A 15,394-nucleotide genomic window follows, 5' to 3' on the forward strand; every position below is an offset into this window, starting at 1 on the left:
TTTTAAATAAACGCCAAAGGTATAAAAACACTACACTTTTATGGATAGTTCGCCACTCTTTGCAGGAATGAATGTTGTTGAGTTAGAAGAAACCACTTCTACCAATACCGAAGCAAAGCAATTAATTGAAAACGAGAAGCCGATAGAAGGCACGGTGGTTATAGCCAAAAAGCAAACTAAGGGCAAAGGACAACTCGGCAATACTTGGGTAAGCGAGGCCGGAAAAAACCTTACCTGCAGTTATATTTTATACCCTGTTTTTTTGGGAGCCGATAAGCATTTTTACCTAAATATGGTGGCAAGTTTGGCAGTAAAAGAAGTTTGTGAAGCAATTTTGGAAGATGAAGTAAAAGTGAAATGGCCAAACGATGTTTACTATGGCAACAAGAAGATTGCAGGAATTTTAATTGAAAATTCAATTAGTGGCGCTACTGTAATTACTTCGGTAGTGGGCATTGGTATTAACGTAAACCAAACCGAATTCGATGAGGCATTACCCAATCCCGGTTCGCTCAAAATGTTTACACAAACAGATATAGATTTGAATGCCATGTTGCAGAACTTAAACATCTATTTGGAAAAATACTATTTGCAACTGCGCCAACAGCACCACCATTTTTTGCAAAGAGCTTATACCGAAGCTCTTTTTCGTTACAACCAAACTGCCTATTTTAAAAGAGGTGAGCAAACATTTAAAGGCGAAATTGCAGGAATTGCCCGCGATGGGAAACTTATTATTCACAGCAGTGGAAAGGAATTACGCTTTAATATGCAAGAAGTGCAATTTGTAATTTAGTGGGTAGGAGCGAATATTGGGAAGTTCAAAATTTTGCTTAAAACTTTCGTTTAAAACAAGTTGATTGTAAATTCGTTGCACAAATTAGAAACATGAAAAAATCGCATATAGTTCTTTTAATTCTTATTGCTGTAAGTGTGGGCGTAATTATTGCCATGACGGGCGATTACACTACCTATTCTAATTTTGTGCAGGCAAAAGAAAAGAGCAAAGCTGTGAGCGTTGCCGGGTTTCTAGCAAAAGATAAACCATTGGTTTACGATCCGCTTAAAGATCCTAACTATTTTGAGTTTACTATGTACGACCGTGAGGGAAATGTGCAAGAGGTGGTATTTAAAGGCTCTAAGCCGCAAGATTTTGAACGCAGCGAGCAAGTAGTGGTAAAAGGAAAAATGGAAGGGAAGTATTTTCGCGCAAGCGAAATTTTAATGAAATGTCCATCGAAATATGTGAACGATGAAATTGTATTAAAAGAAAAAGCTTAGTGGCATTACACTACTTCTACCAGTAAATGCTCGGCAGCTTTTGCCGAAACCGAAATGGTTTTTTTAGGTAGTTTTATTTCTACGCTCGAATCGAAGTTAAACACATTCATTACTTTTAGCTTTGTGCCTAAAGCAATATCAATGCTATCTAAGTATTGTAAAAAGTTGGAAGAAGAATTTTTTACGCCCACCACAACCGCAGTAGCACCTTTGTTTAGGGTGCTTAATGGAACGGCATTACTTTTTTCGATATTGCCATTGGCATCGGGAATTGGGTCGCCATGCGGATCGTATTGCGGATTGCCCAAAAAGTTATCGAGGCGCGTTACGAAATTTTCGTCTCTAATGTGTTCTAGGCGTTCTGCAAGTTCGTGTACTTCGTGCCATTCGTAGTTTAGTTTTTCGGCCAAAAAAACTTCCCAAAGGCGGTGTGCGCGTACCAATCTGCGGGCAATTAAAATGCCACTTTCGGTAAGTTGCACGCCTTTATATTTTTCGTAGTCGGCCAGTTTTTTATCGCTTAGTTTTCGCAGCATATCGCTTACCGATGCAGCGGTGGTGCTCATGGCATCGGCTATGGCGTTGGTGTTTACATTTTCATTTCCTCCGGCAGAAAGGTGGTAAATGGTTTTAATGTAATTTTCTTCGGTAATGCTGAGTTCGGTTTTCATGATGTAACTAACCCGCCAATTGTGTGTGGCGCGAGCCAAAATAAACGAAACTTCTACAATTCTAAAGCTGCAATAATGCGCTTATGCTTGTTGTTGCTTGCTAAAGAATTTTAAATCTGCCATAATTTGGTTGGCAATATTTTCCGAAGTGGTTTCGGAGCCGCTCTCGGCATAAATTCTTATGATAGGTTCGGTGTTGCTTCTTCTTAGATGCACCCAATCTTTTTCGAATTCAATTTTTACACCATCTATTTTATTGATAGGTTGGTTTTTGTATTTGCTTTCGATGTCATCGAAGAGGTTATCTATGTTTATAGATGGATCTAAATCTATTTTCTTTTTGCTGATGTAGTAGTTGGGATATTGTGCACGCAGCAGTGAAGTAGATTTTCCGAACTTGGCTAAGTGGGTAAGAAATAAGGCAATGCCCACCATTGCATCGCGTCCGTAGTGCAGTTCAGGATAAATAATACCTCCGTTTCCTTCGCCACCAATTACGGCTTTTTCTTCTTTCATTTTTTGAACCACGTTTACTTCGCCCACAGCACTAGCAAAATATTCTGCTCCGTGTTTTTCGGTAACATCGCGCAGGGCGCGGGTAGAAGATAAGTTAGAAACTGTATTGCCGCGTTTGTTTTTCAATACATAATCGGCAACAGCAACTAAGGTGTATTCTTCGCCAAACATGCTGCCATCTTCGCTTACAAGTGCCAATCTATCTACATCCGGATCTACGCTAATACCTACATCGGCATTGTTTTTCTTTACCGTCATAGAAAGTTCGCTCAGGTTCTCGGGTAGTGGTTCTGGATTGTGGGGGAATAAGCCGTTTGGTTCGGTGTATAATTCTATTACTTGCTCTACACCAAGTGCTTTAAGCAGTTTGGGCAATGCTATGCCGCCTGTGCTGTTTACGCAATCAATAACTACTTTAAAGTTTCTTTTTTTTATGGCTTCGGTATCTACCAATTTCAACTTCAATATCTTTTCAATATGAAAATCAATGTAGGTATCGTTTTGAGTGTAATGCCCCAAGGAGTTTACATCTTCGTACTTTACTTCTTTTTCCTCGGCAATGCGCAGTAGTTCTTCGCCCGCTTTGGCAGAAATAAATTCGCCTTGTGCATTCAACAATTTTAGTGCATTCCATTGCTTAGGGTTGTGGCTGGCGGTTAAAATAATGCCTCCGCCTGCACGCTCTTCGGGTACTGCCATTTCTACTGTTGGCGTAGTAGAAAGCCCTAAATCTACCACATCTATACCTATGGATTGCAAAGTGCCCACCACAATATGGTTCACCATTTCGCCACTTACACGCGCATCGCGCCCTATTACAATTTTGCGGGTTCCGCTATTTTGAATTACCCACTCGCCAAAGGCTGCGGTAAACTTCATAATATCTTCTGGCGTAAGATTACTGCCAGGGAAACCACCAATGGTTCCTCTTATTCCTGAAATTGATTTGATGAGCGACAACTTATTCTATTTTTGAGGGGGCGAAAATAAGAACTCAGCGCTATCTAAGTACATAATGTTTTAAAGTTTTGTTAATGACTGAAAAAGAATGGTTTACAGATTGGTTTGATTCTGCATATTATCATTTGCTCTATAATAACCGAGATGAGCACGAGGCAGAGAAGTTTGTGGAGAAGCTAACGGTGCAACTTAAATTGCAGGAAGGTGCTCAAATTTTGGATGTGGCTTGTGGCAAAGGGCGCCATGCCAAAACATTGCATAAACTTGGTTTTAATGTTACAGGAATAGATTTGAGTGAAAACAGTATTGCTGCAGCTAAAGCGTTTGAAGATAGCAATTTGCATTTTGTACGTTGGGACATGCGCGAAACATATTGCGCCAATTGTTTTGATGTGGCCGTAAACTTGTTTTCGAGTTTTGGATACCTGCCCAGCGATGAAGACAACCTTGTTGCGCTAAAGGCAATAGCCTCTAATTTAAAGCCGCAGGGCGTTTTAATTTTAGATTATATGAATGCAGAATGGGTGGTGAAGCAATTAAAGCCACGCGAAATTTTGCAACGTGGCGATACGCAATTTCATATCCAAAAAAAGGTGCAGGATGGATTTATATTAAAGAAAATTCAGTTTGTAAACGCAGAGGGAAGCAATGATGAGTACGAAGAAAAATTGCGCATTATTCACTTGCAAACTTTTAGAGAACTGTGCAGCAGCGCTAATTTGGAAATAAAAAATATTTGGGGCGATTATGAATTGGGTAATTTTAATCCAGGCGCTTCGCCACGTATTATTTTGCATTGCCAAAAGCAATAATTTGCCAAAACATTTACCATGCAGGTACGTTTATTGTTCATGAAGAATTTCATATTTGTAATGGTTTTGTTATTGGCATTTGCCCATTGTGGCAAGAGTCAAAAAGTAGCTACAAAAAATAACATGAGTAACACAAACGAGTTAGAAATTGCCACACTTGCCAATGGATGCTTTTGGTGTACCGAAGCTGTTTTCCAACGCTTGAAAGGTGTAGAAAAAGTAGAAAGTGGTTATAGCGGAGGAAAAATTGCCAATCCAACTTACAAAGAAATCTGCAGCGGACTTACGGGGCATGCCGAATGTATTCAGGTAACTTTTGATCCCAAACAAATTTCGTTTGCCGAAATCTTGGAAGTGTTTTTTAAAACACACGACCCCACCACACTAAACCGACAAGGTAACGATACCGGAACTCAATACCGATCGGCCATTTTTTACCATAGCGAGGCTCAAAAAAGTACAGCAATACAGCTTATTGAAGCATTAGACAGCGCAGGCGCTTTTAATAGCAAAATAGTTACAGAGGTTACGCCTGCTGCTACATTTTACAAGGCAGAAGATTACCACCAAAACTATTTTAATGATAACAAAAATGCTAATCCCTACTGTACTTTTGTGATTGTACCTAAACTCGAAAAGTTTGAAAAAGTTTTCAAGGATAAATTGAAGTAGCACACTTGAAACATAATAAACTCCGATATTTTGCATTTGTAATTGCAACCATAACTTTACTGATAGCTACTGCCATTTTTTTTGGGCGCAACACATTGTTGCATTTTGCAATGGAAAATGTGCAACATAAGTTGAAGCTGCAATACAACTTGGATTTGCATTGCAGCAGTATTCATTTTAGCCAATGGAGCGGTGTTTCAGCAGAAAACATAGTGTTGAACGATAGCGCAGGAGCAGCAATAATAAGAGTAGAGAAATTATATGTAGAAGTATCTCCAATGCGTATGTTAATTGGACAATTGCGTTTTACCAATATCCTTTCGGAGAATATTGAACTATATTTATTCGATAAACATAATGTAGCTAACTATAAAAAGTTCCGAAAGTCTTCTGCTTCCAATTTGCCAAATGAAAAGGAAGGAAAAGGTGCTTTTATTGCTAGAATACTCAAGAAGGCAACTATGTTTTCTTCAACAGAAATTGTATTGAAAAATACAAATGTGGTATTTAAAGATACCGTAGGAAGTGAACAAATTGTGTTGCCATATTTTAAGCTACATCAGCAAAAATTCACTGCGTTTTTTACTAATGGAAAACAGCCAGACACACTGTTTGCTAATGGTATTTTTGATGCCAGGCAAACACTGTTTGAGTGCAAGTTAAGTCACGAAGGCGATAGCGTTGGTGCGTTTTCTTTTTTAAAGAAAGGATACGATTTGAGTTTGAATTTTGATACAGTAGATGTTGAAATGAAATGGAAACTTGCTCAAGATGCAGGTGTGCATTTTGATGTGGCATCTAAGGTGGTAAATTTTAGTTGTGCGCATTGGCGCTTGGCAGCAGAGCCAATAATATTTCGGAATTGTCGGGCGCATGTAATTGGCATGGTAGGCTCCAATACGTTTGTAATAGACTCATCTTCTACGGCTGCGGTGCAAGATATTCCGCTGCAATTGTTTGCATCGGCATTTAAGGAAGATACCAACTACCAAGTGGCGCTTAAACTTAAGATGCCGGAGGTGGGTGCCGATAGTTTTTTTAGCTCACTGCCGGCAGGAATGTTTCATACATTAAAAGGCATATCGTGTAGTGGCAGGCTTGCTTACAATTTACATTTTAGTGTAGATTCTCGGAGTTTAGATTCATTGGTATTTGAATCGGATTTTAAGCGCAAGAATTTTTACATAAGGCATTTTGGAGCCGAAAATTTTACGCGTATAAACGATGAATTTATTCACGATGTTTTTATCAAAGATCGTTTGGTGCGCAGCATGTCGGTTGGACATAGCAATGCGGCTTTTACATCGCTGCGGCAGGTTGCACCTTATTTGGTGGCTGCGGTCTTACAATCAGAAGATCCTTCGTTTTTGCAGCATAATGGTTTTATAGAAAGTGCATTTAGGGAATCGGCAATTCAAAATATTAAAGAGAAGCGTTTTGCTCGCGGTGGAAGTACCATTACTATGCAGTTGGTTAAAAATGTGTTTTTAAACAGAAACAAAAACGTAGCGCGCAAAATAGAAGAGGCGCTTATTGTATATTTAATTGAGAACTTGCATTTGGTAAGCAAGGATCGCCTATTGGAAGTGTATTTGAATATTATTGAGTGGGGGCCAAATGTATATGGCATTGGCGAGGCTGCTGCCTATTATTTCGGGAAAAAACCTGCAGAATTGTCGCTGCCGGAAAGTGTGTTTTTAGCAGGAATTATTCCTAACCCCAAGTTCTATAAATATCAAGTAGAGAGCGATGGTTCATTTAAACCGCATTTTAAGCGGTATGCAGAAATTTTAGTAAACCGGATGTTGCTAAGAGAAAGAATAACAGAAAACGATATGCTTTCTTTTCAGCCTAAAGTAGTGTTGAAAGGCGCAGCGGCACAAGTTGTAGCACCTGCTGGTGTAGAAGCCGAATCTGTAGTAGGAGAGGAGTAGTGCTATTCTTCAAATTGCAGTTTTAGCAGTTTGCTGTAAATACCATCGGGCAAGGCGGAAAGCTCTTTGTGTGTGCCCTGCTCTACAATTTTTCCTTTATTGATAACTAAGATTTTATCGGCTTGCCTAATGGTAGAAAGTCGGTGTGCAATAATAAAAGTAGTTCTGCCTTTCATAAGTTCATCTAACGCATCTTTCACTAGTTTTTCACTTTCGGCATCGAGTGCACTGGTGGCTTCGTCTAAAATTAAAATTTTAGGATTGCGAAGAATGGCGCGTGCAATGGCTATGCGCTGCTTCTGTCCTCCGCTTAGTTTAATGCCGCGCTCGCCAACGGCAGTTTCAAAGCCATCGGGAAAAGATTGGATGAACTGAAGTGCATTGGCTTTGCGGGCTGCTTCTATAATTTCTGCTTGCGAAGCTCCGGGTTTTCCGTAAGCAATATTTTCGCCAATGGTTCCTCCAAAAAGTATAACCTCTTGAGGTACCATGCCAATATTTTTTCTTAAAGCAGTAATGTTGAAATGGCGGAGTGGTTGGTCATCTATAGATATAGTGCCGCTATCGGGTTGGTAGTAATGGCTAAGCAGTTTAATGATAGTTGATTTGCCGGAGCCACTGGGTCCTACCAATGCAATTTTTTCACCGGGTTGAACTTCAAATGTGAGGTCGGTAAAAATGGGAATGTCTTTGCGTGTGGGATACGAAAATTGAACATCGTGAAAACGTACTTTTCCTGTAATGCCGATTTGTTGTTGTTCGTCTGCAAGTTGCACTTCGCTGGGTTCATTTAAAATTTCGTTGATGCGCTCAGCTGCACCCACCGTTTTTTGAATCACCGAGTAGCTTTCGCTTAAACCGCCTAGCGAGCCACCAATAAAAATGGTGAAGAGTAAAAACTCTATAAGTTGCCCCATGGTAAGTTGGCCGGCTGCTACAATGCTAAGCCCCTGCCAAACTATAAGTACAATGCTGCCTATGAGTGCAAAAATTATGAACGATACAAAGGAGGCTCTATACTTGGCTGCTTTAAGCGCCACATTGGCTACATGGTTTACGGCATTGCCGTAGCGATTGCTTTCGTATAGCTCGTTGGTGTAAGACTTTACTACATCGGCAGCTTGGAATGTTTCTTCTACAATAGTAGTGGAGGCTGCCAGCGCATCTTGGCTTTTTCTGGAGAGTGATCTAATAAATCGTCCAAAGATTACGGCACTAATAATAAGTGGCGGAAAAGTAGCCATCATCACCAAGGTAAGTTTTACCGAAATGGTAAACAAAAATGGAATGCAAACAATGGGTAATACCAATTGGCGCACAAAGGTGGCAAGGTTAAAACCTAAGGCATCTTGCAGTTGTGTTACATCGCTGCTAATACGAGAAGTGAGGTCGCCCACACGGTTGTTTTCGTAAAATGAAATAGGTAGCGTAATTATTTTTTCGTACAGCGTTTTGCGTATATCGCTCATACTGCGCTGGCTTACAATTTCAAACAACCAAATTCTGAAAAATGAAAATATGCTTTGAATAAACAATACTCCGGCTAAGTACATACCGAGTTTGGTAAGCATTTCGCGGCTCATGGCGCTGCTGTTAGCTGCATCTACCAATTGCCTGAAACCAATTGGCAACACCGATACTACGGCAGTAGAAACTATTAAGCACAGGATGCCAACTATAAATTGCCATTTGTAGGGAGTAATGAAGCGGTAAATTTTAAATGAAGCAGTTATTTCTTTAAAACTAATTCTGCGTTTTGCTGTTTTATCGCTCATACTTTTTGTTGTTATTGGCGAAATACAAATAACTTTATTGCAATCAAGTTGCAAAAAGATTTATTGTAAAAAGATGTTACAGCCATAGTCAAGAATAATTTCATTATTGGTGAGCAGCTATGTCTTTCTTCTTGGGAAGAATAAAAATATTGAAACCAACTTTAAATGGAATGTTGTGGGTTACCCAATCTTTTTGTTTGTTGTAGTTGTAGCCTAGCGAAGTTTCCATGGCAATATTTTTATTGATGAAATAGGCAAAGCCAACCATACCACCAACAAACCACCCATCGCGGCCGGAGGTTTTTCCATCGTTTAAAAAGGTTGAAGTGGCGTAGCCACCGGTAACTTGTGCAAACCCTTTTTTATTGGTAACTTTTTTCTTTCCAAAATAATAGCGCACCACGGGACCAACTTCCGATAAAAAGGCAGTAATTTTTTCGCGTCTTCTTACATCCATCGTAAAGTTTACATTGCCTCCAATGGCTAAGTTGTTGATAACAAAATAGGTTAAGCCGGGCGAAATGCTAAGCCTGAAATAACTGTTGTTGTATTTGGTAGCGGCTACAAAAGTGCTGGCAACATCAATACCTGCTCCGGTAGAAATATTGCCTTTTTCTAATTGGGCTTTGGCTATGGAAAAAGACAGCAGTAACAGTAGCGATACGAGGATTTTATGGTGCATACAGTTCGGCATTTTTAGATGAAATTCCTTCTTTAAAAACACGGTTGTAGAAGTTTTCTATTAGTTGCATTTTTCTTTTTTCGATAAGAATTTTTGCAATGTTGGTTTGTGCTAGTTCTATAGGTGCTTTTTCGCCTTGCTTTTTGTGTTGGAGTATGCGCAAAAATATTAGCGAGCCATCTTCTTTGTTATACTCTCTGAATCGTTCACTGGTATTGAGTTGAGCTACTTCGTTGTCGCTAAACATAAATACGGTTTTTAGGTTTTCGGCAGTGTACCAAAGTGGTTTGGCAAAGGCATAAGCTACGGCATTGGCTTTGCAATAGCCTTCTACTTGTTGTTCGTCTTCTTGGGTGCGAATGTTTAGCAATAGTTTTTTAAAGTTTTTAAGGTCGGTGATATCTTCTTTTACTTTTATGAACTGTACAAAATACACATCGTGTTGCAGGGGAAAGTTGTCGGTAAATTGTGTGTAGTATTTTTCGATGTCAGATTGTTTAATGGAGGTGTCTAATTTATCGGTAATGAGCGCTTTTTCGTATTCATACAAGATGAGCGATTCGCGGTAGTCTTCTACTTTACGTATAATGCCGGGGTCGTCTTCCGGTATATTTTCTTGGGCTTTTTTGAGAAGTAGTTGGCGTTGTAGCCATTTTTCAATTACAGCTTTTACGATGCGGGCACTGTCTTCCGGTTTTACGCCAGTAGTAAGTCCGTTGAGGTCGCTTGGGTATAGGTAACTATCGTATGCGCGGGCAATGGGTTTTTCGTCTTCGCCAATAAATTTCTTTTTGAAATAGTTACAAGATGAGAGCGCGCATAAACCCAATACCATGAAGAAAAAGAACCCCAAAAATGGAGTTCTTTTTCTTGTTTCATTTAGGTTGAAACCGGTTTTGTTAGTTAAGCGCTTCATGCTAACTGCGTAGGGCTACTATTTTTTGATAAGTGCTTTGAATACTTCTTCGTTCAATTCTATGGGATATTTTTTGCGCAGATCTGTAATCCATTTTTGCTCTAAGTATTCTTGGTAATCGCTTACTACATAGCCTCTTGCTTCTTTTAATGTTTTAGGCTCGGGTTGGAGCAATGCTTGTATTACCACAAAGCGATAGCTGCTATCGTCTAGCATTTCTACGGGTGTAACTCCTACTTTCCATTCTAAGGCATCTACTACATCGTATTGTCCTTTTTCGTACTTGCCTTCGATAGTAGAAACTTTTGCTGTAGCATCGGCTTTGTTGAGTTTGGTTTTAATTGCTTCGGCATTTTTTTTCTTGAGCGCCATTTTGTGTGCTTTATCGGCAAGTGTTTTATCTGTGGTGTTGTATATTACTGTTTGCACACGGTTGCCCCACATGTATTTGTTCTTGTTTTGCTCATGAAAGACCTGCAATCCAGCGGTGTCTTTTGGTGCTTTGCTCCATACAGAGCGATCTGATAATTCAAATAGCAGAATGCCATCGCGGTATTCTTTCATGAGGGTTTTAAACTCAGGTTTTTTCTTTTCTAGCTGGCTTTCTTCGTAGTCTAAAGCTGTTTGGCTCACAAAGTTGCCGTAGTATTCATCTAATAATTGGTCTTTGTTTTTATCGCCTCTGCGTTTTGCATTTTTGCTGATGTAGTTGGCAAAATCGGTTTGGGTATATGTTTTATCTGCAATGGTAAACAGTGGCTTGTTTAGATTGGCAACTGCGGTTGAATTCCAAGTGCCATTAGTAAGACTAGAATCTACCGATGCAAAGAATTGTTTTCTGTTTTCGGGGAAGTCCTTAAAGTTATTGTCTTTTTTAATGCGCTCAATTAAAATGCCTTTGGCAACTTGGCTGCGGCTGTCGCGTTCTACTTTGCGTTTAAGGTCGGCTTTAATATCGTTGAACTTTGGAAGGTCTCTTTTTTCTAAGCGTTTTACTATATGCCAACCGTAAGCTGTTTTTACTGGTTTAGAAATTTCATTGTCTGCTTGTAATGCGTATGCAGCTTCTTCAAATTCAGGAACCATTCTGCCTGTACCAAACCAAGGTAGTTCGCCTTTTTTATTGCGGGTGGTGCGGTCTTCAGAGAATTTGGCAACGGCATCTTCAAATGTGGCATTTCCTGATTTTACGGCATTGTAAACTGAGTCTATTTTAGTAGCTACTTTTTTCTTTTGGTCATCGGTAGCATTTTCGGGGAATTTCAACAGTAAGTGTGCGGTGCGTATTTCGCCTTGTGCCGGGCGGGTTTGGTTTAGTTTTACAATGTGGTAGCCGTATTGTGTGCGAACAGGCATGCTTATTTCTCCGGTTTTTAATGCGTAAGTAGCCGATTCAAATGGATAAATCATTTGGAATACCGAGAACCATCCTAAGTTTCCTCCATTATCTTTTGCACTTGGGTCATCGCTGTTTTCTTTGGCTAATTTACCAAAGTCTTCTCCTTTAATAAGACGCTGGCGAAGGTTCATGGCTTTTTTGTATGCGGTGAGTGTATCTTGCGGGTTGGCATTTTCATCGCATCTAATTAAAATATGGCTGGCGTTTACATCGTGCAGCGAGCGTTCGTAGGCTTCTTGTAAAAGTTTATCGGAAATTTCTTTGTCGGTTAAATACGATTTTGCCAATTGCTTGCGATAGCCTTCGAGTTCATTCATTAAGCCGCTTACGGTGTCTAATTTTATGGCTTCAGCCTCTTTAACTTTTAGGCGGAAATTTTTGTAGAGTTCTAAGTAATCGGTTAAACTCTTTTGGCTGTAATCGGCTTGGTTGTTGATGTTGTTTTTGGTATAAACATATTCAAACTCACCTACGGTTACAGGCTCGCCTGCAATTTTAAAAAGCGTGGTGTTTTTGTCAACTTGAGAAAACAATGTGGTTGCTGCTGTAAGCGCAGAAGCAAGAATTAAAAACTTCATATTAACTTTCCATGTTTTGGTTGAGGTGCGAATTTGCATTTTGCAATAATTAAAGCCGCGCAAGGTAGTGTTAAACTTCAATTTTTAACAATTTATTCTTTTTGAAGCTTGTATTTCTTGTTTTTGCAAGTTCAATAATTTGCTTGAATTGAAAGCCCGCCAAAGTTTTTGGTGTGCTGTGGCTTACCAATGCTGCTGATAAATGCTTTTTAACAATGTGAAAGTAATTTGGTAAAACATGTAGCAGTTCCCATAATTTTTTCAATTTCGATGTTTAGAACAAAAAAATATGGTGAAGTATTGTAGCTTTTTATCAGCTTTTTTAATGCTTGCTTTTGCAGCAATTGCCCAAAATCCTTATGAGGTAAAAAACTATACCGATGGTAATTTTCCGGTAAGTGAATATACCCTGAAAAACGGGTTGAAAGTTTTTATTTCTGTAAACAAAACTTCGCCTCGCGTGCAAACTATGATTGCCGTAAAAGCAGGCTCTAAATTCGATCCGCCACAAACTACCGGTTTGGCACACTATTTAGAACACATGGTGTTTAAAGGTACGCACGAATTTGGAACTTTAAATTGGACAAAAGAAAGCGTGTTGCTCGATTCTATTTCCAATTTGTTTGAAGCCCATAAGAATGAACCGGACGAAGCTAAGAAAGTAGCCATTTACAAACGCATAGATAGTTTTAGCTACGAGGCTTCTAAGTTTGCTATTCCGAATGAGTACGATAAAATGACAACTTCGCTGGGGGCGCAAGGAACCAATGCTTTTACATCGAATGATATGACGGTGTATGTAAACGATATTCCTTCTAACGCCATAAACAAGTGGCTTACATTAGAAGCTAATAGGTTTAAAACATTGGTGCTTCGTTTGTTTCACACAGAGCTAGAAGCGGTGTACGAAGAGTTTAACATCAGCCAAGACCGCGATGCACGTTGGAGCTACCAAAGCATTTTGGCTTCGCTTTATCCTAATCATCCATATGGAACACAAACAACCATTGGTTTGGGCGAACATCTGAAAAACCCAAGTATGGTAAATATCCATAACTATTTTAAAACCTATTACCGTGCCAATAACATGGCAATTATTTTATCGGGCGATGTAGATCCCGATAAGGTAATGCCGGAAATTGTAAAGAACTTCGGAAGATGGGGTTCAGGCGATTTACCTATCTTTAATAAACCTGCTTTGAAGGAGTTGAAAAGTCCTATTGAAACAGTAATTAAAGGGCCGCAGCCGGAGCATGTGTATGTAGGTTATAGTTTTGATGGTGCCGGTACGCGCGAAAGTTTAATGGCTTCGTTGGTAGATGAGTTACTTTCTAACGGCCAAGCAGGTTTAATAGATTTAGATTTAGTGCAAAAACAAAAGGTATTAAAAGCCTATTCGTTTTTTTCTATAGACAAGGATTTTAGTACACATTTTCTATATGGCGAACCCAAACAAGGGCAAACACTTGAGCAAGTAAAAGATTTGCTGCTGGGCGAAGTAGAAAAAATTAAGAAAGGTGAATTTGAGGATTGGCTTATTCCCGCAATTGTTCAAAACAGAAAACTGCGTTTAATGAAAGAAGCCGAAAAAAATGATTCTCGTGCCTATGCGCTCATGAATGCTTTTGTACAAGATGTTCCGTGGGAAAAGCAGATAAAGGAAATTGATGAGTTAGGAAAACTTACAAAGCAAGAAATTGTGGCATTCGCAAATAAGTATTATGGTAGCGGATATGCCGTTTGCTACAAGCGAATAGGCGAGCCGGAACGACACAAAGTGGATAAGCCTAAGATTACACCTGTTGTAATGAACAAAGACACGCAGAGTAATTTTAAAACCATTTTCGATCAAATAAAAATGAGTGAATTGCAGCCTAAGTTCTTGGATTTTGATAAAGATATTCAGCATTTGAAATTAGGCACGCAAGTGAATTTTGATTATGTGAAAAATGATTTGAACAAAACCTTTTCGCTCAATTATATTTTTGATATGGGTTCCGACAACATAAAGAAGTTGGGGCTTGCCGTAGATTACCTTAAATTCTTGGGAACCGATAAATACACTGCCGAAGATTTACAGAAAGAATTTTACAAGTTGGGTTTAAGCTTTGGCGTTAGTACCGGCCGCGACAGAGTGTTTGTTACATTATCGGGATTAGAAGATAATTTAGAGAAAGGAGTAGGGCTTTTTGAACATGTACTTGCAAATATAAAAGGTAATAAAGAGGCGTATAAGGAATTTGTGGCCAATATACTTCAAGAGCGCGCGAATGCTAAGTTGAACAAAAGTCAGATTTTGCATAGAGCAATGGCTCATTATGCCAAATACGGTGCAAAAAATCCATTCAACAATGTTATTTCAAAAGCCGAATTAGAGTCTACTTCTCCAGATGAATTGGTGCAGTTGGTGCAGTCGCTTTTGGGTTACAAACACAAGGTTTTTTATTACGGAAATTTAGATGCCGCCACAGCTTTAGCGTCTGTGGCAAAATATCATAAACCCAAAGCTGCATTAAAAGATTACCCAACTGCCATTGAGTATCCTGAGTTAGATAATAAAGAACCTTTGGTTTATTTCTGTAACTACAACATGAAACAAGCAGAAGTGCGCATGTTGGCTAAAGATGTGAAATTCGATAGTAAATTGTTTACACCTCAAAACCTTTATAGCGAATATTATGGCGGAGGTTTATCGAGTATTTTATTTCAAGAAATAAGAGAGAAAATGGCATTGGCATATTCTGTATATAGTTTCTTTGAAATGCCGCAGTACGCCAATCGCTCGCACTATATTCATGGTTATGTGGGTACACAAAGCGATAAGTTGAAAACCGCTTTGGCTGAAATGAATAAGCTGTTTACCAACATACCAAATGTGCCGCAGCAGTTTAATGGTGCCAAAGAAAATATCATTAAAACATTAGAGAGCGAAAGAGTAAACGGAGAAGATATCTATTGGGAATACGACCTTGCCACCAAGCGCGGGTTATCGGTAGATAGCCGTATTCAAGTATATAAAGAAGTCCAATCTGCCGATTTTTCTACGCTCGAAAAATTCTTTAATGAGCATGTGAAAAACAAAAAATTCACCTACTGCATTTTAGGAAACAAGAGCGATATCAACTTTAAGGATTTAGAGCACTTAGGTAAGTTGAAAGAACTTACTTTAGAAGAAGTGTTTGGTTACTAAATAATATC

12 protein-coding genes are annotated in these 15,394 nt (G+C 39.2%); 6 read left to right on the forward strand and 6 right to left on the reverse strand.

What is annotated here, in order from left to right; translation table 11 throughout:
* Positions 1 to 40 precede the first annotated feature (40 nt).
* Complete coding sequence (locus KF872_10060) at positions 41 to 796, forward strand: biotin--[acetyl-CoA-carboxylase] ligase (protein ID MBX2903889.1); 756 nt, start codon at positions 41 to 43, stop codon at positions 794 to 796.
* Between the two features lie 92 nt (positions 797 to 888).
* On the forward strand, positions 889 to 1,281 hold the full coding sequence (locus KF872_10065) for a cytochrome c maturation protein CcmE (GenBank protein ID MBX2903890.1): 393 nt from the start codon (positions 889 to 891) through the stop codon (positions 1,279 to 1,281).
* Positions 1,282 to 1,286: 5 nt separating this feature from the next.
* Here the strand turns inward: KF872_10065 and KF872_10070 are convergent, their stop codons facing one another.
* Both KF872_10070 and glmM read right to left on the reverse strand, forming a co-directional pair.
* Positions 1,287 to 1,952, reverse strand: coding sequence for a metal-dependent transcriptional regulator (locus tag KF872_10070; protein MBX2903891.1), 666 nt, complete (start codon positions 1,950 to 1,952; stop codon positions 1,287 to 1,289).
* An 81-nt stretch (positions 1,953 to 2,033) separates the two neighbouring features.
* Positions 2,034 to 3,428, reverse strand: coding sequence for a phosphoglucosamine mutase (gene glmM / locus KF872_10075; GenBank protein MBX2903892.1), 1,395 nt, complete (start codon positions 3,426 to 3,428; stop codon positions 2,034 to 2,036).
* Between the two features lie 74 nt (positions 3,429 to 3,502).
* Here glmM and KF872_10080 point away from each other — a divergent pair, with 74 nt between their 5' ends.
* The 3 genes from KF872_10080 to KF872_10090 are packed head-to-tail and all read left to right on the forward strand — an operon-like array spanning position 3,503 to position 6,846.
* A complete protein-coding gene (locus KF872_10080) occupies positions 3,503 to 4,240 on the forward strand; it encodes a class I SAM-dependent methyltransferase (GenBank protein MBX2903893.1) in 738 nt (245 codons plus the stop codon).
* A gap of 39 nt (positions 4,241 to 4,279) precedes the next feature.
* The gene (gene msrA, locus KF872_10085) at positions 4,280 to 4,912 is read left to right on the forward strand and encodes a peptide-methionine (S)-S-oxide reductase MsrA (protein MBX2903894.1); all 633 of its coding nucleotides are present in this window, start codon (positions 4,280 to 4,282) and stop codon (positions 4,910 to 4,912) included.
* 5 nt (positions 4,913 to 4,917) lie between these two features.
* Positions 4,918 to 6,846, forward strand: coding sequence for a transglycosylase domain-containing protein (locus tag KF872_10090; GenBank protein ID MBX2903895.1), 1,929 nt, complete (start codon positions 4,918 to 4,920; stop codon positions 6,844 to 6,846).
* Positions 6,847 to 6,848: 2 nt separating this feature from the next.
* On the opposite strand, the gene KF872_10095 is transcribed toward KF872_10090, so the two are convergent.
* From KF872_10095 to KF872_10110, 4 genes are all read right to left on the reverse strand, one after another.
* The gene (locus tag KF872_10095) at positions 6,849 to 8,621 is read right to left on the reverse strand and encodes an ATP-binding cassette domain-containing protein (GenBank protein MBX2903896.1); all 1,773 of its coding nucleotides are present in this window, start codon (positions 8,619 to 8,621) and stop codon (positions 6,849 to 6,851) included.
* 103 nt (positions 8,622 to 8,724) lie between these two features.
* Entirely contained in the window at positions 8,725 to 9,303 is a 579-nt protein-coding gene (locus tag KF872_10100) for an outer membrane beta-barrel protein (protein MBX2903897.1), read from the reverse strand.
* Positions 9,293 to 10,219 carry a hypothetical protein gene (locus tag KF872_10105; GenBank protein ID MBX2903898.1) on the reverse strand — a complete coding sequence of 309 codons (927 nt, stop codon included), beginning with the start codon at positions 10,217 to 10,219 and terminating at the stop codon, positions 9,293 to 9,295. Before KF872_10105 ends, KF872_10100 begins: the two co-directional genes overlap by 11 nt.
* An 18-nt stretch (positions 10,220 to 10,237) precedes the next feature.
* Positions 10,238 to 12,196: a peptidylprolyl isomerase gene (locus KF872_10110; GenBank protein MBX2903899.1), complete on the reverse strand. Its 1,959-nt coding sequence runs from the start codon at positions 12,194 to 12,196 to the stop codon at positions 10,238 to 10,240.
* A gap of 289 nt (positions 12,197 to 12,485) precedes the next feature.
* Here KF872_10110 and KF872_10115 point away from each other — a divergent pair, with 289 nt between their 5' ends.
* Complete coding sequence (locus KF872_10115) at positions 12,486 to 15,386, forward strand: insulinase family protein (GenBank protein MBX2903900.1); 2,901 nt, start codon at positions 12,486 to 12,488, stop codon at positions 15,384 to 15,386.
* Positions 15,387 to 15,394 lie beyond the last annotated feature (8 nt).

This window comes from Chitinophagales bacterium, assembly GCA_019638515.1.
In the GTDB taxonomy this organism is placed as follows: domain Bacteria; phylum Bacteroidota; class Bacteroidia; order Chitinophagales; family LD1; genus UBA7692.